Genomic DNA, 23,186 nt, shown 5'->3' with positions numbered 1-23,186 from the left:
CTGGTTTGGAAAGTGGTTTTATTTATTATGCAAAGTATGCAATTGACAGTGTCAGGATGAAGAATAATACAGAAAGAACAACTGTCGCACGGTGTAGAACAAGGTCTAGGCCGCGTGCTTTTTGTTTTCCGAAAAGTGTTTCTGCTCCACCGGAGATCGCGCCTGAAAGACCTGCACTTTTACCTGATTGAAGTAGTACTACTGTGATCAAAGAGATTGCTACGATAATAAGTAAAATAGTAAGAAATAACGTCATGTAAACTACACCTCCTGCGGAACGTACATATCTGATTATATTAAATGTACCACATTATGACAAGGTGGACAAGAGGAAATGAGAGGTAGGTTATCCGCTTTATCAACGCTGTTGATTTCCGCACTAGGGTTCGCTTTCCGCGGGGCGGTCCTTGAGCCTCCTCACAACGCTTCAGGGGTCTCAACCTACCGCTACCTCCCGCCGGAGTCTTCGCCATGTGCTACAATCAACAGCTAGGATATGTCATGAACTGAAAAAAGGACCCAACCTAAGTTGGGTCCTCGAGTGAAGAAATTACTTCTTCAGGTTGTAGAAAGAACGTAAGCCGTCGTAGCGTGCTGTGTCACCAAGTTGATCTTCGATGCGAAGAAGTTGGTTGTATTTAGCTACGCGGTCTGTACGGGATGGTGCACCTGTTTTGATTTGGCCAGCGTTTGTTGCTACTGCGATGTCAGCGATTGTGCTGTCTTCTGTTTCACCAGAACGGTGAGAGATTACTGCAGTGTAGCCTGCGCGTTTTGCCATTTCGATTGCTTCGAAAGTTTCTGTAAGTGTACCGATTTGGTTCACTTTGATTAGGATGGAGTTACCGATTTTGCGCTCGATACCTTCAGCCAATTTCTTTGTGTTTGTTACGAAAAGATCGTCTCCTACTAATTGAACTTTGTTTCCGATGCGCTCAGTTAATAGTTTGAATCCTTCCCAGTCGTTCTCGTCTAGGCCGTCTTCGATAGAGATGATTGGGTACTTGTCTGCCATCTTCTCGTAGAAGTCCACCATTTCAGCAGAAGTGTAAACAACGCCTTCACCTTTAAGGTGGTATTTGCCGTCTTCTTTGTTGTAGAACTCAGAAGCTGCAGCATCCATAGCAAGCATAACTTGCTCGCCTGGTTTGTAACCAGCTTTTTCGATTGCTTCGATGATTGTTTGAAGCGCTTCTTCGTTAGAACCTAGGTTTGGAGCGAATCCGCCTTCGTCACCTACAGCAGTGTTTAAGCCTTTAGCGCTTAATACTGATTTAAGAGCGTGGAAGATTTCAGCGCCCATACGTAGAGCTTCTTTGAAGTTTTCAGCTCCAACAGGCATTACCATGAATTCTTGGATGTCAACGTTATTGTCCGCGTGCTCTCCACCGTTGATGATGTTCATCATTGGTACTGGAAGCGTTTTGGAGTTGAATCCACCAAGGTGTTGGTATAAAGGAATTTGAAGGAAGTCAGCTGCTGCACGCGCTACTGCTATGGAAACACCAAGGATTGCGTTTGCACCTAATTTTCCTTTGTTTTCTGTACCGTCAAGGTCGATTAACGCTTCATCAATTGCTACTTGCTCAAGTACGTCGAAAAGACCTACTAGTTCAGGAGCGATGATTTCGTTTACGTTTTCTACTGCTTGTTGAACACCTTTTCCAAGGTAGCGGGACTTGTCGCCGTCGCGTAGTTCTACTGCTTCGTATTCACCTGTGGATGCTCCACTTGGTACTAGTGCGCGTCCGAAAGCTCCGGATTCTGTGTATACTTCTACTTCGATTGTTGGGTTACCACGGGAGTCTAGGACTTCGCGTGCGTAAACGTCAGAGATAATTGGCATGTTTGTAACTCTCCTTTTGGATTAAGATATTTTTTATTTTTTACTGCTTTAACACCGCTATAGATCTCCATTTCAGGTGTTCGCTTTCCGCGGGACGGTGCTTGAGCCTCCTCCCGCTGGAGTCTCACACCTTGCACTTCAATCTATAGCTAGAAATCAGCTTTTACTTTTTGATTAAAGAACTACCTGTCATTTCAGATGGTTTGTCTACTCCTAGTAAGTCTAGCACAGTTGGGGCTAGGTCACCAAGGATTCCGCCGTCGCGGAGTTGTACGCCGTTTTTTGTTACGATGACTGGTACCGGGTTGGTTGTGTGGGCAGTCATTGGGTTGCCTTCTGTCGTTACGACTTCGTCAGCGTTCCCGTGGTCTGCCGTGATGATGGCAACACCGTCTTTTTCCAAAATGGCGTTGACTACCTTCCCTAGGCACTCATCTGTTACTTCGACCGCCTTGATTGTCGGCTCAAGCATTCCGGAATGCCCGACCATATCAGGGTTTGCGAAGTTCAGGATGATGGCGTCATGTTTATCGGCTGCTATTTCAGCTAATAGTGCGTCCGTTACTTCGTAAGCACTCATTTCTGGTTGTAAATCATAGGTTGCCACCTTTGGAGAGTCAATCAAGATACGTTCTTCTCCAGGGTATGCATCCTCACGTCCGCCACTCATGAAGAACGTGACGTGCGGGTATTTTTCTGTCTCCGCGATACGAAGCTGTTTCAAGCCGTTTTGGGATAACACTTCGCCCAATGTGTTGTCCATCCCAACTGGTTTGAAAGCTACATATCCATCCACCGTTTCACTGAAGTGAGTCAAACATACGAACTGAAGGTTGTTCGGATGCTTTGGCCCACGATCAAATGAACGGAAGTCAGAATTGGTGAATGTATTGGAAATCTGGATGGCACGGTCCGGACGGAAGTTATAGAAAATAACTGCATCTTCGTCTTGGATGGTTGCCACAGGGCTTCCATCTTCTTTTGTCATGACGGATGGAATGACGAACTCATCAAAGATTCCGTTATTGTAGGAGTCATTGATACACTCCATCGCATCGTTATAAGTAGGGCCATCCCCATACACCATCGCACGGTAAGACTTTTCTACACGATCCCAACGCTTGTCACGGTCCATGGAATAATAGCGGCCGGAAATGGTGGCTATCTCTCCCACTCCGAGGTCTAGGAGTTGTTCGTTTAATTGCTCTAAGAATTCTGGAGCAGATTTTGGCGCAACATCGCGACCATCAAGGAATCCATGGATGTACACACGGTCCATGCCTTCTCTTTTCGCAAGCTTTAATAGAGCGAAAAGATGCTGGATGTGACTATGCACACCTCCATTTGAAAGCAAGCCGAACAGGTGAAGGTTGGTTCCTTTTTCTTTTGCATGATGGATGGCATTCAGGAACGTTTCATTTTCATAAAAGTCCCCTTCGCGGATCGCCACATTCACACGTGTCAAGCTTTGGTACACAATGCGGCCAGCACCGATGTTTAAATGGCCAACTTCGGAGTTACCCATTTGCCCTTCTGGTAGTCCTACCGCTTCCCCGCTTGCAGTCAATTGCGCGTGCGGGTATGTGCTCCAAAATTTATCAAAGTTAGGTTTGTTTGCTTGCGCCACCGCGTTACCGGTAGTTTCGCCGCGCATCGCAAAACCGTCTAAGATGATTAGTGCTACTGGTTTCTTAGTCATTCTTACCTGCCTCCAAAAGCTGTAAGAAGGATTGGTGCTCAAGGCTTGCGCCACCTACAAGTGCTCCATCGATATCGGATTGAGCCATGTATTCTGCGATGTTTGTAGGCTTTACAGATCCGCCGTACTGGATACGTACTGCATCTGCTGCAGCCTGGTCAAATTCAGAAGCGATGACGCTACGGATATGCGCACATACTTCGTTTGCATCTTCTGCTGTGGAAGATTTTCCAGTTCCGATTGCCCAGATTGGCTCGTATGCAACAACCGTTGTTTTTACTTGATCAGAAGTTAGGCCTGTTAGAGCTTTCTTCACTTGGTTGCCAACGATGTCGTTAGTTTTCCCTGACTCGCGCTCTTCAAGTGTTTCACCGCAGCATACGATTGGAGTCAATCCGTGTTTGAACGCTGCAAGAGTTTTCTTATTCACTGTTTCGTCTGTTTCAGCAAACATTTCACGACGCTCGGAGTGACCTAAAACTACATAGGATACACCGATGTCTTTTAGTGCAACAGGGCTGACTTCGCCTGTGAATGCTCCGCTGTCTTCGAAGTGCATGTTTTGGGCACCGATTTGAAGGTCGCGTCCTTCTACGTTTGAAACAAGTCGCTCTAGGAAAAGAGCTGGTGCACATACTACTGCGTCGATTTTGTCTGCAGCAGGAACTAGTCCTTTTACTTCTTCCACGAAGCTTGTTGCTTCGGAGAGTGTTTTGTGCATTTTCCAGTTACCAGCAATAATTGGTTTACGCATGGTATCCATCCTTTCGGGGTTGGGGTTGTAAAGTTTCGGTTATACGCCGCTGTTGATTTCCGCAAATGGCTTCGCTTTCCGCGGGGCGACCTTGAGCCTCCTCACTTCGTTGCGGGGTCTCAACAATGTCGCTACTCCCCCGCTGGAGTCTCCGCCATTTGCTCCAATCACCAGCTAGAAACTTTATAATACAGAAATTATTTATCGTTCAGCGCTACTACTCCTGGAAGTTCTTTGCCTTCCATGAATTCTAGGGATGCGCCTCCACCAGTTGAGATATGGCTCATTTTGTCTGCGAGGTTGAATTTTTCAACAGCAGCTGCAGAGTCTCCTCCACCGATGACAGAGTATGTATCGGTAGCTTCTGCTAGGGCTTCACCTACTGCTTTCGTGCCGCCAGCAAATGCATCTAGTTCGAATACTCCCATTGGTCCATTCCAGATGACAAGCTTGGAGTTCTTGATGACATCCGCGTAGATTTCACGGGATTTAGGTCCGCAATCAAGGCCTTCCCAGTCGCTTGGAATTTCTTCAATAGGTACGATTTGTGTGTTTGCGTCGTTGGAGAAATCATCTGCTACGACAACATCCACAGGCATGTACATGTTCACGCCTTTTTCTTTTGCTTGTTCCATGAAGGATTTAGCAAGGTCAATCTTATCTTCTTCCAATAAGGATTTCCCTACATCATAGCCTTTAGCCTTGATGAACGTGTATGCAAGTCCACCACCGATGATTAGGTTGTCCACTTTGTTTAGAAGATTTTCGATTACACCGATTTTATCTTTAACCTTTGCTCCACCGATGATCGCCGTGAAAGGACGCTCAGGGTTAGAAAGGGCTTTTCCTAGTACTTCTAATTCTTTTTCCATTAAGAGGCCTGCAACTGCCGGTAAGTGCTGGGCGATGCCTTCTGTGGAAGCATGTGCACGGTGAGCAGCGCCGAATGCGTCATTTACATACACATCTGCAAGCTCAGCAAACGCTTTTGCAAGTTCTGGATCGTTTTTCTCTTCACCAGGGTAGAAACGAACGTTTTCTAGTAAAAGAACGTCTCCCTCGCTCATGTCGTTTACGATGGATTTTACGGAATCTCCGTAAGCCTCATCCGCTTTTTTCACATCTTTACCAAGAAGCTCTTGTAGACGCGCTGCAACTGCGTTTAAGCGAAGCTCTTCGACTACTTGCCCTTTTGGACGTCCTAAGTGGCTTGCAAGTAAGACTTTCGCGCCGTTATCCACTAGGTGCTTGATTGTTGGTAGTGCAGCACGGATACGGGTTTCGTCTGTTACTTGTCCGTCCTTCATCGGTACGTTAAAGTCCACGCGGCAAAATACGCGTTTGCCTTTGACGTCGATGTCACGAATACTTTTCTTGTTCATTGAAACGGCCTCCCTTTAAAGGAAATTTGTTTGGTACTGAGTGATTTGCGCTGCAGTCACTTGCTTTCCGCGGGCGGTCCGGGAGCCTCCTCGGCTTCGCCTGCAGGGTCTTCCATGTCCCTTCCTCCCGCAGGAGTCAAGTGACTTCCGCTTCCATCACATCAATAAAGTCTCTTTAAAACATGAAAAGAGGGAGGGGTGTGTTCCCCAATCCCCCTCTACTTCACATGTCTTATTATAGAATGCTGATAAGGTTTATCCAAGCAATATCTTTTTGCTATGAAAATTATAGTCCTTTAGCAGCGATGTATTTCGCTAAGTCTACTACACGGTGAGAGTATCCGCTCTCGTTGTCGTACCAAGAGATAACTTTTACCATGTTGCCTTCCATTACCATTGTGGATAATGCGTCGATTGTGGAAGACTCAGGGTTACCATTGTAGTCACCAGATACTAGTGGCTCTTCGGAGTAACCAAGAATTCCTTTTAATTCACCTTCAGCCGCTGCTTTGAACGCTGCGTTTACTTCTTCAGCCGTTACGTCTTTGTCAAGCTCAGCTACAAGGTCAACTAGAGAAACGTTTGGAGTTGGAACACGCATCGCTCCACCATTCAATTTACCTTTTAGTTCAGGCAATACTAGAGATACTGCTTTTGCAGCTCCAGTAGTTGTAGGGATGATGTTCTCAGCTGCAGCACGCGCACGACGGTAGTCTTTGTGTGGCAAGTCTAAGATTTGTTGGTCATTTGTGTAAGAGTGAACAGTTGTCATCATTCCACGTTTGATACCGAACTTGTCGTTCAATACTTTCGCGAATGGCGCCAAGCAGTTAGTCGTACAAGATGCGTTAGAGATAACATTGTGGTTATCTGCATCGTACTTGTCTTCGTTAACACCCATTACGATAGTGATATCTTCATCAGATGCAGGTGCGGAGATGATTACTTTCTTCGCTCCAGCTTCTAAGTGTTTCGCAGCGTCTGCACGCTTTGTGAAGAAACCAGTAGATTCCACTACTACTTCTACTCCAAGCTCACCCCAAGATAATTTCGCTGGGTCGCGCTCAGCTGTTACTTTGATTGTTTTGCCGTCAACAACAAGGTTGTCGCCATCTACTTTCACGTCCGCAGCTAATTTGCCGTGTACGCTGTCATATTTTAAAAGGTGTGCAAGCATGTTAGCGTCTGTTAAGTCGTTAACTGCTACTACTTCTACCTCAGAGTTGTTTAGTGCTGCGCGGAATACGTTACGTCCAATACGTCCAAATCCGTTAATACCAATCTTTACTGCCATGTTAAGTTCCTCCTTAGTTTTTCTAAGAAATTTTTTTGGGTGGCTTTGGTACCTCGCATTTGATCTCCTCAAAAGGCTCCGCTTTCCGCGGGTGGTCCGGGAGCCTCCTCGGCTACGCCTGTGGGGTCTCCCATGTCCCTTCCTCCCGCAGGAGTCTACTCCTTTTGCTCCAATCAAATGCTGATAGTCACTTAGCCTTTATAGAAGGGATGTTTAGTCCCTAATTAACTCTTTTGCTGCCCCTTCATCCGTGATGAGGATGGTGTGTGGAGCTTTTTTTAGATACGCTTGAATCGCTTTTGACTTTGAGGCTCCACCGGCTACTGCAATCACACATTCTATCTTTTCCAAATCTGCGAGCTGCATTCCTACCGTCTGAACTTTATGCACTACTTCTCCGGCTTCGTTAAAGTAGTAACCGAAAGCTTCTGCCACGGCGTTGGCCTGTTCGATCTTGCGCATATTCTCCGGCGCTGTTTTACGGCGCTCTGCCATTGTTTTAGCGTCTCCAATTCCATGAATAACCATACTAGAATTTTTGATGAGGGAAATCACTTCTTTTATTGAAGGCTCCTCAATCATGGACTGGTAGGATTCATGGCTCAGTGAATCAGGTATATGCAAGAGCCTATAGTCGCCCGATGCCTTCTCCGCCATGGTGGCACAGATGGAGTTTGACTGGTTTTGCACCTTTTCACCAAGACCGCCTCGAGCCGGAACAAATAGCAGGTTGCGATTCTTTGTGTCGGGTGTCATCATTTCCGCTACGGAGGAAACAGTCGTTCCGCCGGCTACGGCAATGATATTGTCGTCATGGAATCGTTCTCGCATGGTTGCCACGCTTGCACGGCCGAGTTCCTTCTTCACCCAAGGGGATTGGTCACTGTCACCCGGAACCACGACAACTTTTGCAATCCCTAACTTTTCTTCTATTCCCGCTTCCAGCAGCTTTAAACCGGAAACCTCTTTCATGATCTCTTCCAGGTCCTTGATGAGAAATTCCCCTTCACTTGTCAATGTCATGCCGGCAACACTCACAAGAATCAGGTTTTGCGCTTTGAGAAAATCTACCTCGCTTCTCAGCACACGCTCACTCAAACCGAGACTACCTGATAAGCTTCTTCTTCCAATCGGCTGCATCAACCTTATGTATCTAAGGATCTCGTATCGTTTCTGCATAATGGAAAGAAGATCTGGCAACAATTTCTTTTGTACTTCAATAATCTGCTTCATTATAGCTTCCCCTTCAGAGTGTGTATTTTACCTGGTGGACAAAATCTCTCCTGTTCACTGGACGTTTAATGTCCCGCTATGACATATTATGTCCCAGTAGCGGTAAAAAAAATCACCCTTGCTACAAGTTGATTGTAACAAAGGTGAAACCCTTATGCAACTAGGGTTTAGCGGATTTTTTCAAGTAAACGCTTTCTTACTTCTTCCTTGTTCACTTGCCCATATGCAAGCATTTCCCCCTCATGCTCCACTACCGGTATCATAAGCTGATATTTTTCTAAAAGAAGGTCATCTTTATAGATATCAAATTCTTCTATCGTAAAATTATATTCGGATTGCAGTTCTTCCAGTTTTGTTTTTGCTTTATCGCAAAGGGGGCAATCCACTTTTGTAAAAAATTGAAGGTTCATTTTTGCATCTGCCTTTCTATCTAGTCATACCTTTTTCTCATGGAGGAACTCGGAATGTTCAACAGATCCCTGTATTTTGCCACCGTTCTCCGCGAGATAGTTATATGATACTGCTTTTGCAAGATGTTTGTCAGCTGCTGATCGGACAAAGGTTTCTGTTTGTTTTCATTCTTCACCAGTTCCTCGACTAGCTGCTGGACCTGCTTTGTGGACGTTTCCTCTTCATACTGGCCTGTAAGCCCTTGGCTGAAAAAATATTTCAGCTCGAACAGCCCGTATGGTGTCTGCACATATTTTTCTTTCGTCGCTCGGCTCACGGTGGACTCGTGAATTTCAAGCCTTGTCGCAATATCCTTCAATGTTAGCGGTTTCAAAAATGACGGTCCGTTAAAAAAGAAAGATTGCTGAGCCTGGAGGATCTCTTCCATAACTTTTACAAGAGTAAGTTTGCGATGCTCCATGCTTTTAACGATCCACTGGCATTGTTGCAGCTTTTCCTGCAAATAGGATTCCAGTTCGTTCTTACTTTTAAGTGCCGCCTCGTTTTGCTTATTTATTTTAATTTGAGGAATGATCTCTTCATTCAATGATACGATGAATTGGTTTTGATGCTTTTGGACGACCAGGTCCGGAATGATGTACTTGGGCCTTTCTGTTGTTTCATATTTGTTTCCTGGACGAGGGTTCAACTGGACAATTTCATCGTGAATCTCCTGTATCTGTTTAAGGCTGATCCCATATTTTTTGGCAAGCGTCTTCCACGCTTTTTCAGCAAAAAGAGTGAAGTCGTTCTCAAGTATCGCTTCTGCCATTTCATTCCGTTTTGATTGCTCCCTGCGTCTTAATTGTAGCAGCAGGCATTCCTGAAGATTTCTCGCACCTACTCCGGCTGGTTCCAGTTGTTTTAGGTGGGTAAGCAGATTTTCGATTATTCCTGTTGTTGTCTTAAGCTGCTCCGCAATGATCGATGGTTCTTCTTGAATGTAGCCATTGGGATCCATGTACTGGATGACTCGTTTCGCAAGCTGCCTCTCTTCATGTGAGAGGGGGCTGTCGACCAGTTGCTGTTCTATATATTGTTGTAGGGTTTCCCCATGCTTGCTGAAGTTTTCAATGGAAAAGGTTTGTACAGTGGTGCTTCCAATCTTCCTTGGCTTAAGTCGCTGCACCCTTGAAGAGGCAAGCTCCCTTTGTATAGCTGGCATTTTCAACTCCATAAGCGGATTCTCCAGTGACTGCTCCTTCAGAAAATCAACCATCTCAAGCGTAGAATACTGCAACAACGTAATCGCCTGCTTCAACTCCTGCGTCATCGCAAGCCTCAACGACTGCTCCTGATACAAACCAACTGACTGCTTCATCATACTTTCCAATCCTCCTCCGGCCACTCTCCGATCCGGTTTTCGGTCTCTCCCTATATTCTACATGAGATTGGGGAACTTGTAAGCTTTAAAAATCTTCCTTTAGGGGTCAGACCCCGGCAGGAATTCTCCCACCTATGTCGAAGGGTGCACTTTTTGCTAGCGGTGCTTGCTAATTATTCTATTTTATTATGGTGTTCGGATTGTCATACTTAATTTTCATGGTGAATGGGGAGATTTTGGGGTGAAGTTGGGATTGGGACTTGCTTATGGGTGGGGCTACAGGGGGGTTATTTTCCGTTAGTGGTGATTTACTTTCCGTTAGTGGAATTTTACTTTCCGTTAAGAGAGATTTATTTTCCGTTAGACCATTATTCGATCCAAAACTCATAAAATACTTTTCGACGAATAAAACAAAAGGCATTCCTTCATAATGCCGGAATGCCTTTTAAGCAAAATAAAAACCCAGTGTGCCGACACTGGGTGAGTAGTTCATATAAGATAACGGCGCTTGTCCGTTACAAGTAATACTATAACATGCTTATCAATTGTGTTTCAAAAGTAAGTTTTTCCAATATAGAAATCAATGGCGCGCTCGGAGGGATTCGAACCCCCGCATGACGCGGTACCGGAAACCACCGCTCTATCCCCTGAGCTACGAGCGCACGTTGCAAATGGAACTTTATTAATATACCAAATTATACACTAGTTGTCGAGAGGCGGGCAATAAGAATAATTCCTCTAAATAAAAACACGTTGTTCATTATTAAGAACGATGGTATGATAAGTCTATTCAAAATAAAAATTATAGAAGGTGAAGGAATGGCCATTATATTAGAAGTAAAGAATCGTACTAAAATGTATAAGGGTTCAAAAAGTAGAGTCATCCGTACTAGCGTATTTCTTTTAGAAAAGCTATGGAATACTTCTGTATTTATTAAGAAATTTGCTTTAGATCCAGAATACCGTTCTATTCATCACCTACAATTATTCAACTCAAGAGCTGTTCACCAAACGACGCCTTTTACATACATGGACCGCTATCCTGAGATTTTTTCAGCCTGTCATACATTTTTAAAGGATAAAGAAAATGTAAAAATCTTATCTTATGGTTGTTCTACAGGTGAAGAAGTACTCACTCTCCGTAAATACTTCCCTAATGCAGAAATTATAGGGGCTGATATAAACAAACATAGTCTTTTAAAATGTAATAACCTAAAGACAGATAATAAGATTAAGTTCATCTACTCTTCCACTAAGAATATTCAAAGTCATGGACCTTTTGACGCTATCTTTTGCATGGCTGTATTTCAGCGAAAGCCACATTTTATTGCAGCTAAGGGGATAAAAAGTCTTAAAAAAATATATCCGTTCGAAAAGTTCGAAAACGAAGTTTCTAAACTAGACAAACATGTTAAGCCCAGCGGACTTTTAGTGATTCATTTTTCCCAATACTCTTTAGAAGATACAAAAGTCTCTCAGAACTATAAGGCTTTAGGTGACTATAACCAAGACAGTTATCAAAATCCTGTTTTTGATAAAATTAGTAATATTAGGTCAGGCCAACACTCTCAGAAAAGCATCTTTATAAAAAATGAATAGTCTATCTTTTAAGATAACGCTTTACCGCTTATTTTTCCGGATGTCCATTAACACGGAAGTTTAATTCCTCCCCAGAGTGGATATGATTATGTACATGGGGAAAAATGGGGGTATTTGCGATGGTTTTTATTTGACCATTCTTGACCTTGTATGTATGATAAAAGTACATAAAGATTTAGTAATACTTACTAATTGATAGAGGTTCACCATGGTGTTTACCCATTTTTACATATGAACCCTTATCAATTTAAAACTTAAATTTCAAGGAGGAAAAGTGAGATGAACTTAATTCCTACAGTTATTGAACAAACAAGCCGCGGGGAGCGCGCATATGACATTTACTCCCGTCTATTAAAAGACCGTATCATCATGCTTGGAAGTGCGATTGATGACAATGTGGCAAACTCCATTGTGTCTCAGCTTCTATTCTTGGCAGCGGAAGATCCTGATAAGGATATCTCCCTTTACATCAACAGCCCGGGTGGATCCATCACAGCTGGTATGGCCATTTACGATACAATGAACTTCATCAAGCCAAATGTTAGCACAATGTGTGTGGGTATGGCGGCTTCCATGGGAGCATTCCTACTTGCAGCTGGTGCTAAAGGCAAACGTTTCGCGCTTCCTAACAGTGAAGTCATGATTCACCAACCACTTGGTGGTGCACAAGGTCAAGCAACGGAAATCGAGATTGCTGCAAAACGCATCTTGTTCCTACGCGAAAAGTTGAACACGATCCTATCTGAGCAAACTGGTCAACCAATTGAAGTGATCTCCCGCGATACAGACCGCGACAACTTCATGACAGCCGACCGCGCGTTGGAATACGGACTAATCGACAAAGTTATCCGTAACAATAACTAAGAGCAAAAACAAAACCGGGCTTCCCATCTAGGGGAGACCCGGTTTTTTAGTTTTCTTGTTGTACGTATTCTGTTAATGCCGCAATTGCATCCTCTTCGTCGTGACCGTCAGCGATTAGTGTAATCGTTGTGCCGGAGCTGATTGCAAGGCTCATTAGGCCCATGATGCTTTTCGCATTTACTTTTTTGCCGTCTTTTTCTAAGAATACCTCGCTTGAGAAGCGGTTTGCTTCTTGTACGAAAAGGGCAGCCGGACGTGCTTGTAAGCCCGTTTTCAAACGAACATCCACTTGTTTTTGTACCATGTGTATTCCTCCTCTATCCAATTTTATGTTGGCTGGTCGAAAGCCCTCCATCAAACGGGAAGACCCCTCACAGCTTTATTTAACAGATTCCCCTGCACGTAGTTTATCGGCAATTTCATCTATTTTCCGTAGTCGGTGATTGATGCCGGATTTGCTGATGGTCCCACTTGATACCATTTCCCCAAGCTCCTTCAAGGTGACATCCTGATAGGTGACACGCAGCTCTGCTATTTCGCGAAGCTTGTCAGGTAGGATCCCAAGCCCGACCGTGCTGTCAATAAAACGGATGTTTTCCACCTGCCGAATTGCGGCACCGATCGTTTTGTTAAGATTGGCTGTTTCACAGTTCACCAGTCGGTTGACGGAGTTCCGCATGTCCCGCACAATCCTGATATCCTCGAATTTCAGCAACGCCTGATGGGCGCCGATGATACTCAGGAATTCCGCAATCTTCTCCGCCTCTTTCAGGTACGTGATATACCCCTTCTTCCGCTCTAGCGTTTTACTGTTTAAGTGAAACATATTCATGAGCTCGCACAAAGATTCATTGTGTTCATGATAGAGCGAGAAGATTTCGAGATGATAGGAGGACGTCTCTGGATTGTTGACAGAACCTCCCGCTAAAAAGGCTCCGCGCAGATACGAGCGTTTGCAACATTTTTTGGCAATCAGTTCCTCTGAAATATCTCGGACAAATGTGAAGCCGTCCTTCAATATTTTCAGTTCATCCAAAATATAATGGGCTTGCTCTGCATATCGTACGATGTAGACATTGTTCTTCTTCAATCTCATTTTCTTACGTACAAGCAATTCGACACGCACATCGTATATCCTTTTTGTCAGCGTATAGATTCTGCGGGCAATCGCAGCATTTTCCGTTTGGATATCCAAGATCAGTTTCCGATTGGAAAAGGAAAGCGATCCGTTCATCCTGATAAGTGCCGCAAGCTCTGCCTTTACGCAACAGTCTTTCGTTTCTATGGTAGTCAGTTCTTTTTTCGTTTCAGAAGCGTAGGACATCGTTGATCACCCCCAGTCTATTTTTCATGCATCCGTTTGCATCTATCTATTCTTCTTTTTTGATCATCGAATATAAAAGCGCCGCCACTTTTTGGGTGTCATGACGGATGACGCCGTCCTCATAGCGAATGATTTTGTCATGTACAATCTCTAGCCCTAGGTTTGACAAGGCTGCGATATCGTACACAACCGGTGTTGCCGATTCTTTTTTATAACGAATGGCGATCTCCTCGGGAATACCTTCTTCATTTACCAGAATCGTATCCATGAAGCGACAGCCAAGGTGGTCATAAAGCGCTTTAACATGGTCGCTTGCCGTATATTCCAACGTTTCGCCAGCCTGTGTCATGACATTGCAAATATACACCTTTTTTGCATGTGCATTGCAAACCGCCTCGCCTATCTTTGGTACAAGAAGGTTTGGGAGGATGCTGGTGTAAAGGCTTCCAGGTCCAACAATGATAAGGTCGGCCTTTTCAATCTCATCCACCGATTCCTGCAAGGGCTCGACTTTTTCCGGTGTAAGGAACACCCTTTTTATTTTTTGCCCATGTGAAGGGATTTTGGATTCTCCTGTAACGATGGAACCATCCTCCATCTCCGCATGTAAAACAACGCTTTGATTTGCAGCAGGAAGAACCTTTCCCCGGACATTCAATACTTTGCTCATTTCACGAATGGCATGGACAAAGTCACCTGTAATGGTGGTCATGGCTGCAAGCAGCAGATTACCTAGTGAATGACCGGATAAACCGTTTCCAGTTGCAAAACGATGCTGAAACAAATCCTCGATCAGTGGTTCCACATCCGATAATGCCGCCAATACATTGCGGACATCCCCTGGAGGAGGGATGTGCAGCTCGTCACGCAATCTGCCGGAGCTTCCGCCATCGTCCGCGACCGTTACCACTGCTGTGATATCCACATCATAATGCTTTAATCCCCGGAGCAGAACAGGAAGCCCCGTTCCACCTCCGATAATGACGATTTTGGGTACCCTTTGATGTTTCATCAGTGTTTACCCTTTCGTTTCTCAATATCACGATGTGTAAGGAGTGTATCATATTCATCCTTAAAATGCTTGGCAAAATACTCTGCCAACGTCACGGAACGGTGCTGTCCTCCTGTACATCCGATGGCAAGCACAAGCTGGCTCTTCCCTTCCCGCTTGTAATACGGAAGCATGAAGCTCAACAAATCTCCTAGCTTTTCTATGAACTTCTGCGTTTCCGTCCATTTCAATACATAGGAGGAAACCTCTTCGTCTAGGCCCGTCATCGGTCTCATATGGTCGATATAATGAGGATTTGGCAAGAAGCGTACATCAAACACAAGATCTGCATCAATAGGAAGTCCGTACTTGAACCCGAAGGAAACAACATTCAATTTGAAAGTCTGTTTGGAGTGTGTAGCAAATTGTTTGAGGATTTTCTCTCTGAGTTCACGCGGCTTTAAGTTGGATGTATCCAAGATCAGTTGGGCACGGCCCTTCAATTCTTCCAGCAGCTCGCGCTCATGCTCGATCCCTTCAAGCGGCAATCCCGATTTTGCCAATGGATGTGACCTTCTTGTTTCCTTATAGCGGCTAACAAGAACAGAATCCTTCGCATCAAGGAATAGAATCTGCGGTGTAACCCATGATAATTCCGATATATCATCAAGTGCTTCAAACAGGCTGTCGAAAAACTCACGCCCGCGCAAGTCCATTACCAATGCCACTTTATTCATCTTATTGCCCGACTCTTCCATCAGCTCCAAAAATTTCGGAAGCAAGGTCGGAGGTAAATTATCGACACAGAAAAAGCCAAGATCCTCCAAGCTTTGGATAGCGACGGTCTTTCCCGCTCCGCTCATCCCAGTGATAATCACCAATTCCACATCACTGCTCGTACCTGTACTCATATTGTTTTCACTCCTTTAATTCTGGCTTTGCAAACGCCAATCAGTTTGGATCCAGACGGTAGGACAACAATTCGAAATCCGGCGTATACGTGAACGTCCCGAAAATCATGCCAGATCCTTTGATCAGGTAATCAAGTATGTGAAAGTCCCCTGGCGCCATTGGAAGTGTTGCAATGTCCTCTTGCTTATGCCATTCAATTTTCCCTTCCTCTGATTCCTTCACATTCTGTCCGTCATACTCCGTTGCAAGGAAGGTAAACATCATCCATTCGGACACGATGTCCTTTCCTTCTTTTATCACAAATGTAAAAACACCCTTAAGGGCAGGATTTTTTAAGTAGATGCCTGTTTCTTCACGATATTCACGCACAACAGAATCTTTCACCGATTCCCCATGCTCCATTTTTCCACCAGGTGCAACCCACCACCCACGACGTGGTTTTTGCAACAGTAGCACTTGGTCATCTTTCACTAACACACAATTTGTTACTCTTTGCATGGTTACAACCCCTTTTAATCTTAGCTGTCTAATTTTAGGTTTCTTTTTTCAATGGCTCTGTTAAAACAACTGTTAATTTTTAAAGTAACCTAGCTGTTGATTGTAGCAATAGGCGAAGACTCCTTAGGGAGATAGCGTTTTAGGGGAGACCCCGCAGGCGCAAGCCGAGGAGGCTCCCCAAACGCCCCTAGGAAAGCGATGCCTAGTGCGAAAATCAACAGCGATGTTTAACAGAGCCTTTTCATTAAAAATAAAACTAGCCAAGTGTATCATTTTATATTTTACAGCAAATACACCTATTAAGACACAAGAAAGTTCTACAAATTAACGAACTCTATGTAAGGAATTCTGATAGGTATCGATTCCAGTTTGTGATCAGCCATGTGTAAACGCTTTATTTTTTAAGTATATCATAGCTAACTGTTAAACGAAGCATACCCTAAAAAAAGACATAAAAAAAGGACACGGGAAAAAGGGAACCCGTGTCATCCACTATATTTATAAAAGGGGGTCAATTACTATTTATATAATAACCGATTATTGTTTCAAAGCTGTTACAGATGCGTTAAGGCGCAGTTACGTTTTGGTTAAAGGGATATTTCGACAATGCCCTTTATAGTTCGACATACCTAGTATCCTTACCAGCAACACGTTAGTTTGCTGCGTTAGCCTTTAACTCCTCCACAAGCTCTTCGATATAATGCTGGGCACTTTGTGCAGCGATACTTCCGTCACCTGTTGCTGTTACAATTTGGCGTAGAGTTTTCTCGCGGATATCTCCTGCTGCAAAAATACCAGGGACTTTTGTTTCCATACGTTCGTTTGTTTCGATGTACCCCATGTCGTTTGTGATCCCAAGGTTCAAGAACGGTTTTGTCAGAGGAAGCATTCCCACATAGATGAAAACGCCATCTGTTTGGAATTCTTGCTCTTCTCCATCCTTCGTGCTTACAAGTGTCACACTGCCAACCTTGCCGTCTTTTTCGTTGATTTCTTTGATGGTGTTGCTCCAGATGAAATCGATCTTGTCATTGTCAAATGCACGTTGTTGAAGGATTTTCTGTGCACGAAGCTCATCACGACGGTGAACAATCGTCACTTTGGATGCGAAACGAGTCAGGTACACGCCCTCTTCCACAGCCGAGTCCCCTCCACCAACGACCACCAACTCTTTATTTTTAAAGAATGCGCCATCACAAACCGCACAATAGGAAACTCCGCGTCCGCCAAGCTCTTTCTCACCAGGGGCACCGATTTTTTTGTACTCGGCACCACTTGCAATAATTACGGTACGGCCTTTATATGTTTTACTGCCAGCGTTCACTGTTTTATATTCTTTTCCATCGATAACTTCTTTCACGTCACCATATGCATATTCTGCACCAAACTTCTTCGCATGCTCGAACATCTTAGTGGATAGCTCAGGTCCAAGAATATGGTCAAAACCAGGGTAGTTCTCGACTTCCTCTGTGTTTGCCATTTGTCCACCCGGCATTCCGCGTTCGATCATCAACGTGCTCAAATTAGCACGGGATGTGTAAACGGCAGAAGTCATCCCCGCAGGTCCTGCTCCAATAATGATCACATCGTAAATTTTTTCCTCTGTCATGTTGCCCACTCCTTTAACTCTTTTACTGCTTTATGATAACCCTATTTTCATCCAATTTTAGATATATAATTACGGAACACCCTTATAAAGTATTCCCAGTTACTATCCTATATAACAGGTGGGTTGTCCGTCCAACTATTTGCTCATAAGAAATCAGCAAAAAAGCCGAACCTCATTCAGGCCCGGCTTTTAAGATAAAGTAGCAACCAATTCTTCTACTCTTTTGATGTATTTTCTTAAAGTACTTGCAGAAACCTCATATGTTTCCACTAGTTCTTTTTGAGTTACTGCATATCCATTCCCTTTGCTCCAAACATAGGCAAAAGCCCCAGCCCAAGCTGGTGCATTGGTAAAAGTGATGGATTGCTTTGATGCGCGTGCAAAAAGGTCAAACCATTCTTTTACGATTGAATCCACCTGTTTCTTCTTTAAAAGTGTCGCAATTTCATACCCATTGACCACATTGACCGGTACATCCTTACGATTCAATAAGGCAAACATGGCAAATTCGCGTACGGAAGATGTGACAAAGGATTGCTCAAGCACATTTTTGACCGTGGTCTTACTAGAGAAGCTCGATTGAAAGATGTGGAAGAGCTGTTCGGCTTCTTCTTCCTCGACCGTTTTATCTTCTACATGGTTCCATGGCTCCGTGCCCGCCTTTTCAGGATTCATCTCAAGTACTTTTGCCCAAGCCTGCTCGGCGATCGTAAATCGTTCCGTCTGATAGGCTGCATTCGACAACCAGAAGTAGAACGTGCCATCTCCTTGAAAACCGTTCTTCTGCAAGGAGCGCAACCACTTGAAGGACAGTTCGTAACGTCCGATCAGCCCAAAAGTCGCGCCAAGCTTATAACGATGTTCCACTAGGATCGGTGTCACCTTTTCAAGGCGGGTTGCAAGCTCATTCATTTCCTTCACATTGTTCTCGTAATGGAAAAAAACAAGCAGGTTGCATAGCGCATGCAGGTTGCCTGGATTCTTTTCCAGCACTTCCTCCAACACTTCGCGCGCCTTTGAAAGATTTCCTTTGTAGAAGTAGGCCAATGCCAAGTTATTGTATGCAGACCAGAATTGCGGGTACTCTTCGATAATTTGCTCGAGTAATGCCAACGCTTCATCAAGCTCACCTTTCTCAAGTAAACCCCTGGCGTTTTCCTGCATCACAATAAGGTGATCCTGACCCTCCACATAATCCTCCGGTTCGTCCGTCTCGATTTCCAAAAGATCGATCAAATCTTCCGTATCCTCCACGAATTCCCCATCCGGCTCCATTGTTAAGTATTCCTCGGCATGCTTCCTAGCCTCCTGGAATAATCCCAAATACGCATAATTGTTCGCCAAAAAGTAATGGCAATCGTGCATATCGGGAGCCAAATCTCCTATGATTTCCTCTAAAAGTTCATTCGAACGCTGATAATCGCCAAGCTCGGTTAAGACAATCGCCAGTTGACACATGATGGATGCATCACTCGGCTTCATCGCCTCCGCACGCTGTAGCCATTTTCTTGCCTTATATAAATCCCGCTTTCGATAAGCGCGGATGCCCTTTTGAAAAAAATAATCGCCATTCTGCGCAAATGGGATGATCTTCGCAACTTGTTTCATATTCGGATTTTTTCCCATTATAGCCTCCATACAAACTTACTTACCGTTCGTAGTATAACACAACACCGCTTTGAAAGGGAGGTGGGAAATTTTGATGTTTGCTGTTTTCTAGCCTTGATGATAGGGGGGGTTCTTTCATAACGCAAGTGAAATACTTTATTGAAATAGCTATTTAAAAAGTTAATCTTGTACACGACCACTGTATCCCTTCGTACACCCGACTTTTTATATTCTCTTATACAAACATTTGTTTGAAAATTATTATGTTATGAAAAAGTAGAGCGTTCAATTCCCGCAAAATTTTAGGGTCACTAATGAAATTGAAGGGACTGATTTAGTCTCTCATTAAGTAAAAAAGCACCTCCCCAGTTGCCCGCAAGCAACCAAGAAAGTGCAACTTGAACATTCTATTTCTCCGCCCCACCAGGCTTTTTGACATGACGCTCTTCTAGAACCGCCAATACCTCATCCAAGTTTACATCCTGTTCTCGCAACAGCACCATCACATGGAATAACAGGTCAGCAACCTCCCAGGTCAGCTCCCCGCGGTCACGGTTCTTCGCGGCTATGATTACTTCTGCCGCTTCCTCGCCCACCTTCTTTAAAATCTTATCCACACCTTCTTCAAATAGATAGGTCGTATAAGATCCTTCTGGTTTATCCACAGCACGTGAGGCAATCAGTGACTCTAAACGCTCTAAAATGGACGATGCACAACTGGAACTCTCTACGTCTGACTCGCTACGAGCACCAGTCCCATCAGCCAGCACCACCTCATGAAAACAGGTCGACTCGCCTTTATGACACGCTGGCCCTTTTGGCTCCACTAGCACAAGCACCGCATCTTGATCACAGTCATAGCGCATCTCAATCACTCGCTGGGTGTTACCAGAAGTCGCTCCTTTGTGCCAAAGCTCTGCACGGGATCTGCTCCAGAACCAAGTCTCCCGGGTTTCTATCGTTTTCACGAGCGATTCACCGTTCATGTAAGCAAGCGTCAACACTTCCTTACTAGAAGCATCTTGCACGATTGCTGGGACAAGTCCCTTTTCGTCAAACTTAACCGCTTCAAGGTTGATCATCGAACCTCCACTCCTTTCTCCTTCAAGTAACTCTTCACTTCTTTTACACTCGTTTCTTTATAATGAAAAATGGACGCTGCCAATGCTGCATCAGCTGCTCCTTCTCTAAACGCCGTAAGGAAATGCGATGCTTCCCCTGCACCACCTGAGGCAATGACCGGAACCGAAACGGCTTCACTAACCGCTTTTGTCAGCGCCAGATTGAAGCCCTTTTTCTCCCCATCGCTGTCCATGCTTGTCAATAAAATCTCTCCGGCTCCCAATTTGACCGCTTCTCGTGCCCAGTCCACCACTTCCCAGTCCGTTTCGCGGCGTCCACCATGTGTATAGACTCTCCACGAGCCGAGGCTCTCTTCATATTTTGCATCAATCGCGACGACGATGCATTGCGACCCAAAGTAATCTGAACCAGCCTGAATCAAGTAAGGGTTCAGCAACGCCGCCGTGTTCAAGGAGACTTTATCCGCCCCGGCACGCAACAGTCGCTTCATATCTTCGATGGAATTGATACCGCCGCCCACCGTAAATGGAATGGCCAATTTTGCCGCCACCTGCTCGACCACATCCACCATCGTTTCCCGCCCTTCATGGGAAGCGGATATATCAAGGAACACCAACTCGTCGGCACCTTCTTCATCGTAAAAAGCAGCAAGTTCGACCGGATCACCAGCATCACGAAGCTCCACAAATTGGACACCCTTTACGACCCGTCCTTCTTTTACATCCAAGCAAGGGATGATTCGCTTTGTCAGCATTTATTTCACCTCTTCCAACGCTTGGGCAAGGTTTATTTTCTCTGTATATATTGCTTTTCCGATAATGGAACCTGACACGCCTTCACCAGCAAACTCTCTCAATGCTAGTAAATCTTCAATCGAGCTCACCCCACCCGAGGCAATGACGGAAGCACCTGTCACACGGGCAAGCTCAACGGTCGCCTCCACATTTGGACCTGAAAGCATACCGTCTGTTGCGATATCCGTAAAAATAAATGTTTCCGCTCCTGCATCCGCCAGCTCTTTTCCGAGTACGGTCGCCCTTACCGTGGATGTCTCCACCCAGCCTTCTGTTGCCACATAGCCATCCTTGGCATCAAGGCCGATGGCTATACGGGAACCGCCATATTTGTTAAGCATTTCCCGCACAAAAGAAGGATTCTTGATCGCCACACTCCCTAAGATGACACGGTCCACTCCGTTCGATAAATAGTGCTCTACATCAGCAGCTGTCCGGATGCCGCCACCGATCTGAACCTTTGCAGGCAATTCGCTGGCCACCTGCAATACAAAGCGGTCATTCACCGGTGATCCTGCCTTCGCACCGTCAAGGTCCACCATATGAATCCACTCTGCCCCTTGGTCCACAAAGGTTTTTGCCATATCAAATGGGGAATCCCCGTAGACCGTTTCCTTGCTATAGTCGCCCTGCAGCAGGCGTACGCACTTTCCGCCGCGCATATCAATTGCCGGATAGATGGTAAAACTCATATTATCGCTCCTCTTCCTTCACAAGGTTTACAAAGTTCTTTAAAATCGCCAAGCCGACATTGCTGCTTTTTTCCGGATGGAACTGGGTGCCGAACACATTCGCTCGACCTACCACCGCAGGCACCTGCACATCGTATGTACTGCTTGCCAATAATTCAGTAGCGTCAAAATCCTTTACATAATAGGAGTGAACAAAATAGACATAGTCCTCTGGAACACCGTCCAGAAGTGGGGATGCCTGCTGAAATTCAAGCTTGTTCCATCCCATATGCGGGACCTTGTACGACTCGCCTTCCGCTGTTTCTCCAGGAAAGCGTTCGACCTTGCCGGTTAACAGTGACAAACCTTTTGTTATCCCATTTTCTTCACTTTCCTCAAACAACAGCTGCATGCCAAGGCAGATCCCAAGCAACTTTTTCCCACGGGCCACTTCTTCCTTTATAAAAGAGTCAAGACCCGTTTCCTGTAAAATGGACATGGCATCACGGAATGAGCCAACGCCAGGGAGGATGAGCCCTTCCGCTTCAAACAACACGTCCCTATCATTGGTGATGATATACTCCACATCCATCCGCTCGAGCGCCTTGGAGACGCTATATAAATTCCCCATTCCGTAATCAATGATGCCTATCATCTTCTATAACATTCCCTTCGTCGATGGTACCCCTTTAACGCGCGGATCGATCATCGTCGCTTCATCCAATGCGCGACCAAGCGCCTTGAAAATCGCTTCAATGATGTGATGCGTGTTCGTTCCGTAATGCACAATCACATGAAGGTTCATTCGCGCCTCCAAGGCAAGCTTCCATAAAAATTCGTGCACAAGCTCTGTGTCAAAAGTGCCGACCTTCTGACTTGGGAATTCCGCTCTTATTTCAAGGTGGGGACGATTGCTGAGATCCACCACCACCTGTGCAAGCGCCTCATCCATTGGCACAAACGCATTTCCGTATCGTTTTATCCCCACTTTATCCCCAAGTGCCTCTTTTAACGCCTGGCCAAGACAGATCCCGATATCCTCCGTTGTGTGGTGATCATCGATATCCACATCCCCATTTGCCTGCAGGTCCAAGTTGAACTGGCCGTGCTTTGTGAAAAGGTCCAGCATATGTGTCATAAATGGAACAGGCGTCTCAAGCTTCGCCGCTCCTTCTCCATCTATTGTAAAAGCAAGCTGTATCTGCGTTTCCTTCGTATTTCTCTCTAAACTGGCTGTACGTGTCATCACAA

At 45.0% G+C, this 23,186-nt stretch carries 23 protein-coding genes and 1 tRNA gene; 2 read left to right on the top strand and 22 right to left on the bottom strand.

Annotated elements, in window-relative coordinates; genetic code table 11:
* Window positions 1–25: 25 nt before the first annotated feature.
* From secG to EKQ44_RS08250, 10 genes are all read right to left on the bottom strand, one after another.
* Window positions 26–256: a preprotein translocase subunit SecG gene (gene secG, locus EKQ44_RS08295; protein WP_060665413.1), complete on the bottom strand. Its 231-nt coding sequence runs from the start codon at window positions 254–256 to the stop codon at window positions 26–28.
* 294 nt (window positions 257–550) lie between these two features.
* Window positions 551–1,846, bottom strand: coding sequence for a phosphopyruvate hydratase (eno, locus tag EKQ44_RS08290; protein WP_237663080.1), 1,296 nt, complete (start codon window positions 1,844–1,846; stop codon window positions 551–553).
* Between the two features lie 163 nt (window positions 1,847–2,009).
* Window positions 2,010–3,545 (bottom strand): 2,3-bisphosphoglycerate-independent phosphoglycerate mutase, encoded by a 1,536-nt coding sequence (gpmI, locus tag EKQ44_RS08285; RefSeq protein ID WP_237663079.1) that lies wholly within the window; start codon window positions 3,543–3,545, stop codon window positions 2,010–2,012.
* Window positions 3,538–4,299, bottom strand: coding sequence for a triose-phosphate isomerase (gene tpiA / locus EKQ44_RS08280; RefSeq protein ID WP_063559569.1), 762 nt, complete (start codon window positions 4,297–4,299; stop codon window positions 3,538–3,540). The genes gpmI and tpiA overlap by 8 nt, the downstream gene beginning before the upstream one ends.
* A 197-nt stretch (window positions 4,300–4,496) precedes the next feature.
* Window positions 4,497–5,681, bottom strand: a complete 1,185-nt coding sequence (locus tag EKQ44_RS08275; protein ID WP_237663078.1) for a phosphoglycerate kinase — start codon at window positions 5,679–5,681, stop codon at window positions 4,497–4,499.
* A 286-nt stretch (window positions 5,682–5,967) separates the two neighbouring features.
* Window positions 5,968–6,975, bottom strand: coding sequence for a type I glyceraldehyde-3-phosphate dehydrogenase (gene gap / locus EKQ44_RS08270; RefSeq protein WP_237663077.1), 1,008 nt, complete (start codon window positions 6,973–6,975; stop codon window positions 5,968–5,970).
* 213 nt (window positions 6,976–7,188) lie between these two features.
* Entirely contained in the window at window positions 7,189–8,208 is a 1,020-nt protein-coding gene (locus tag EKQ44_RS08265) for a sugar-binding transcriptional regulator (protein WP_237663076.1), read from the bottom strand.
* 167 nt (window positions 8,209–8,375) lie between these two features.
* A complete protein-coding gene (locus tag EKQ44_RS08260; RefSeq protein ID WP_237663075.1) occupies window positions 8,376–8,618 on the bottom strand; it encodes a glutaredoxin family protein in 243 nt (80 codons plus the stop codon).
* Window positions 8,619–8,638: 20 nt separating this feature from the next.
* Window positions 8,639–9,982, bottom strand: coding sequence for an RNA polymerase factor sigma-54 (rpoN, locus tag EKQ44_RS08255; RefSeq protein WP_237663074.1), 1,344 nt, complete (start codon window positions 9,980–9,982; stop codon window positions 8,639–8,641).
* Window positions 9,983–10,566: 584 nt separating this feature from the next.
* Window positions 10,567–10,644 (bottom strand) — tRNA-Arg (locus tag EKQ44_RS08250).
* A gap of 157 nt (window positions 10,645–10,801) precedes the next feature.
* Between EKQ44_RS08250 and EKQ44_RS08245 the strand changes: the two genes are divergently transcribed.
* Both EKQ44_RS08245 and clpP read left to right on the top strand, forming a co-directional pair.
* Complete coding sequence (locus tag EKQ44_RS08245; protein ID WP_237663073.1) at window positions 10,802–11,581, top strand: methyltransferase domain-containing protein; 780 nt, start codon at window positions 10,802–10,804, stop codon at window positions 11,579–11,581.
* Window positions 11,582–11,860: 279 nt separating this feature from the next.
* The gene (clpP, locus tag EKQ44_RS08240; protein ID WP_060665404.1) at window positions 11,861–12,445 is read left to right on the top strand and encodes an ATP-dependent Clp endopeptidase proteolytic subunit ClpP; all 585 of its coding nucleotides are present in this window, start codon (window positions 11,861–11,863) and stop codon (window positions 12,443–12,445) included.
* 46 nt (window positions 12,446–12,491) lie between these two features.
* Here the strand turns inward: clpP and EKQ44_RS08235 are convergent, their stop codons facing one another.
* The 12 genes from EKQ44_RS08235 to hisB form a co-directional block, all read right to left on the bottom strand.
* Window positions 12,492–12,749 (bottom strand): HPr family phosphocarrier protein, encoded by a 258-nt coding sequence (locus EKQ44_RS08235; protein WP_063559560.1) that lies wholly within the window; start codon window positions 12,747–12,749, stop codon window positions 12,492–12,494.
* Between the two features lie 75 nt (window positions 12,750–12,824).
* Window positions 12,825–13,769 carry a DNA-binding protein WhiA gene (whiA, locus tag EKQ44_RS08230; RefSeq protein WP_237663072.1) on the bottom strand — a complete coding sequence of 315 codons (945 nt, stop codon included), beginning with the start codon at window positions 13,767–13,769 and terminating at the stop codon, window positions 12,825–12,827.
* A 46-nt stretch (window positions 13,770–13,815) separates the two neighbouring features.
* Window positions 13,816–14,781 carry a gluconeogenesis factor YvcK family protein gene (locus EKQ44_RS08225; protein ID WP_237663071.1) on the bottom strand — a complete coding sequence of 322 codons (966 nt, stop codon included), beginning with the start codon at window positions 14,779–14,781 and terminating at the stop codon, window positions 13,816–13,818.
* Window positions 14,781–15,671, bottom strand: a complete 891-nt coding sequence (rapZ, locus tag EKQ44_RS08220; RefSeq protein ID WP_237663070.1) for an RNase adapter RapZ — start codon at window positions 15,669–15,671, stop codon at window positions 14,781–14,783. Before rapZ ends, EKQ44_RS08225 begins: the two co-directional genes overlap by 1 nt.
* A gap of 40 nt (window positions 15,672–15,711) precedes the next feature.
* Window positions 15,712–16,170 carry an 8-oxo-dGTP diphosphatase gene (locus EKQ44_RS08215; RefSeq protein WP_237663069.1) on the bottom strand — a complete coding sequence of 153 codons (459 nt, stop codon included), beginning with the start codon at window positions 16,168–16,170 and terminating at the stop codon, window positions 15,712–15,714.
* 652 nt (window positions 16,171–16,822) lie between these two features.
* A complete protein-coding gene (trxB, locus tag EKQ44_RS08210; protein ID WP_237663068.1) occupies window positions 16,823–17,779 on the bottom strand; it encodes a thioredoxin-disulfide reductase in 957 nt (318 codons plus the stop codon).
* Window positions 17,780–17,968: 189 nt separating this feature from the next.
* The gene (locus EKQ44_RS08205) at window positions 17,969–19,405 is read right to left on the bottom strand and encodes a tetratricopeptide repeat protein (RefSeq protein WP_237663067.1); all 1,437 of its coding nucleotides are present in this window, start codon (window positions 19,403–19,405) and stop codon (window positions 17,969–17,971) included.
* A 389-nt stretch (window positions 19,406–19,794) separates the two neighbouring features.
* Complete coding sequence (gene hisIE / locus EKQ44_RS08200) at window positions 19,795–20,469, bottom strand: bifunctional phosphoribosyl-AMP cyclohydrolase/phosphoribosyl-ATP diphosphatase HisIE (protein ID WP_237663066.1); 675 nt, start codon at window positions 20,467–20,469, stop codon at window positions 19,795–19,797.
* Window positions 20,466–21,224: an imidazole glycerol phosphate synthase subunit HisF gene (hisF, locus tag EKQ44_RS08195; RefSeq protein ID WP_237663065.1), complete on the bottom strand. Its 759-nt coding sequence runs from the start codon at window positions 21,222–21,224 to the stop codon at window positions 20,466–20,468. The genes hisIE and hisF overlap by 4 nt, the downstream gene beginning before the upstream one ends.
* Window positions 21,225–21,956, bottom strand: coding sequence for a 1-(5-phosphoribosyl)-5-[(5-phosphoribosylamino)methylideneamino]imidazole-4-carboxamide isomerase (gene hisA / locus EKQ44_RS08190; RefSeq protein WP_237663064.1), 732 nt, complete (start codon window positions 21,954–21,956; stop codon window positions 21,225–21,227).
* A 1-nt stretch (window position 21,957) separates the two neighbouring features.
* A complete protein-coding gene (hisH, locus tag EKQ44_RS08185) occupies window positions 21,958–22,590 on the bottom strand; it encodes an imidazole glycerol phosphate synthase subunit HisH (RefSeq protein ID WP_237663063.1) in 633 nt (210 codons plus the stop codon).
* A 3-nt stretch (window positions 22,591–22,593) separates the two neighbouring features.
* A complete protein-coding gene (gene hisB, locus EKQ44_RS08180; RefSeq protein WP_237663062.1) occupies window positions 22,594–23,181 on the bottom strand; it encodes an imidazoleglycerol-phosphate dehydratase HisB in 588 nt (195 codons plus the stop codon).
* Window positions 23,182–23,186: the final 5 nt, after the last annotated feature.

Origin of the sequence: Sutcliffiella horikoshii (assembly GCF_021991925.1) — a bacterium.
In the GTDB taxonomy this organism is placed as follows: Bacteria; Bacillota; Bacilli; order Bacillales; family Bacillaceae_I; genus Sutcliffiella_A; species Sutcliffiella_A horikoshii_F.
The sequence above is the reverse complement of the archived record's forward strand: the minus strand, read 5'-3'. Positions and strand labels throughout refer to the sequence as shown.

Bases quoted from the DNA above. Each gene is read 5' to 3' on its own strand.
- rpoN (WP_237663074.1), bottom strand. From the start codon at position 9,982: ATGATGAAGCAGTCAGTTGGTTTGTATCAGGAGCAGTCGTTGAGGCTT.
- hisB (WP_237663062.1), bottom strand. From the start codon at position 23,181: ATGACACGTACAGCCAGTTTAGAGAGAAATACGAAGGAAACGCAGATA.
- trxB (WP_237663068.1), bottom strand. From the start codon at position 17,779: ATGACAGAGGAAAAAATTTACGATGTGATCATTATTGGAGCAGGACCT.
- clpP (WP_060665404.1), top strand. From the start codon at position 11,861: ATGAACTTAATTCCTACAGTTATTGAACAAACAAGCCGCGGGGAGCGC.
- EKQ44_RS08245 (WP_237663073.1), top strand. From the start codon at position 10,802: ATGGCCATTATATTAGAAGTAAAGAATCGTACTAAAATGTATAAGGGT.
- whiA (WP_237663072.1), bottom strand. From the start codon at position 13,769: ATGTCCTACGCTTCTGAAACGAAAAAAGAACTGACTACCATAGAAACG.
- EKQ44_RS08260 (WP_237663075.1), bottom strand. From the start codon at position 8,618: ATGAACCTTCAATTTTTTACAAAAGTGGATTGCCCCCTTTGCGATAAA.
- EKQ44_RS08275 (WP_237663078.1), bottom strand. From the start codon at position 5,681: ATGAACAAGAAAAGTATTCGTGACATCGACGTCAAAGGCAAACGCGTA.
- hisA (WP_237663064.1), bottom strand. From the start codon at position 21,956: ATGAGTTTTACCATCTATCCGGCAATTGATATGCGCGGCGGAAAGTGC.
- rapZ (WP_237663070.1), bottom strand. From the start codon at position 15,671: ATGAGTACAGGTACGAGCAGTGATGTGGAATTGGTGATTATCACTGGG.
- EKQ44_RS08225 (WP_237663071.1), bottom strand. From the start codon at position 14,781: ATGAAACATCAAAGGGTACCCAAAATCGTCATTATCGGAGGTGGAACG.
- gpmI (WP_237663079.1), bottom strand. From the start codon at position 3,545: ATGACTAAGAAACCAGTAGCACTAATCATCTTAGACGGTTTTGCGATG.
- EKQ44_RS08265 (WP_237663076.1), bottom strand. From the start codon at position 8,208: ATGAAGCAGATTATTGAAGTACAAAAGAAATTGTTGCCAGATCTTCTT.
- secG (WP_060665413.1), bottom strand. From the start codon at position 256: ATGACGTTATTTCTTACTATTTTACTTATTATCGTAGCAATCTCTTTG.
- EKQ44_RS08205 (WP_237663067.1), bottom strand. From the start codon at position 19,405: ATGGGAAAAAATCCGAATATGAAACAAGTTGCGAAGATCATCCCATTT.
- tpiA (WP_063559569.1), bottom strand. From the start codon at position 4,299: ATGCGTAAACCAATTATTGCTGGTAACTGGAAAATGCACAAAACACTC.
- gap (WP_237663077.1), bottom strand. From the start codon at position 6,975: ATGGCAGTAAAGATTGGTATTAACGGATTTGGACGTATTGGACGTAAC.
- hisIE (WP_237663066.1), bottom strand. From the start codon at position 20,469: ATGATCAACCTTGAAGCGGTTAAGTTTGACGAAAAGGGACTTGTCCCA.
- hisH (WP_237663063.1), bottom strand. From the start codon at position 22,590: ATGATAGGCATCATTGATTACGGAATGGGGAATTTATATAGCGTCTCC.
- EKQ44_RS08215 (WP_237663069.1), bottom strand. From the start codon at position 16,170: ATGCAAAGAGTAACAAATTGTGTGTTAGTGAAAGATGACCAAGTGCTA.
- eno (WP_237663080.1), bottom strand. From the start codon at position 1,846: ATGCCAATTATCTCTGACGTTTACGCACGCGAAGTCCTAGACTCCCGT.
- hisF (WP_237663065.1), bottom strand. From the start codon at position 21,224: ATGCTGACAAAGCGAATCATCCCTTGCTTGGATGTAAAAGAAGGACGG.
- EKQ44_RS08235 (WP_063559560.1), bottom strand. From the start codon at position 12,749: ATGGTACAAAAACAAGTGGATGTTCGTTTGAAAACGGGCTTACAAGCA.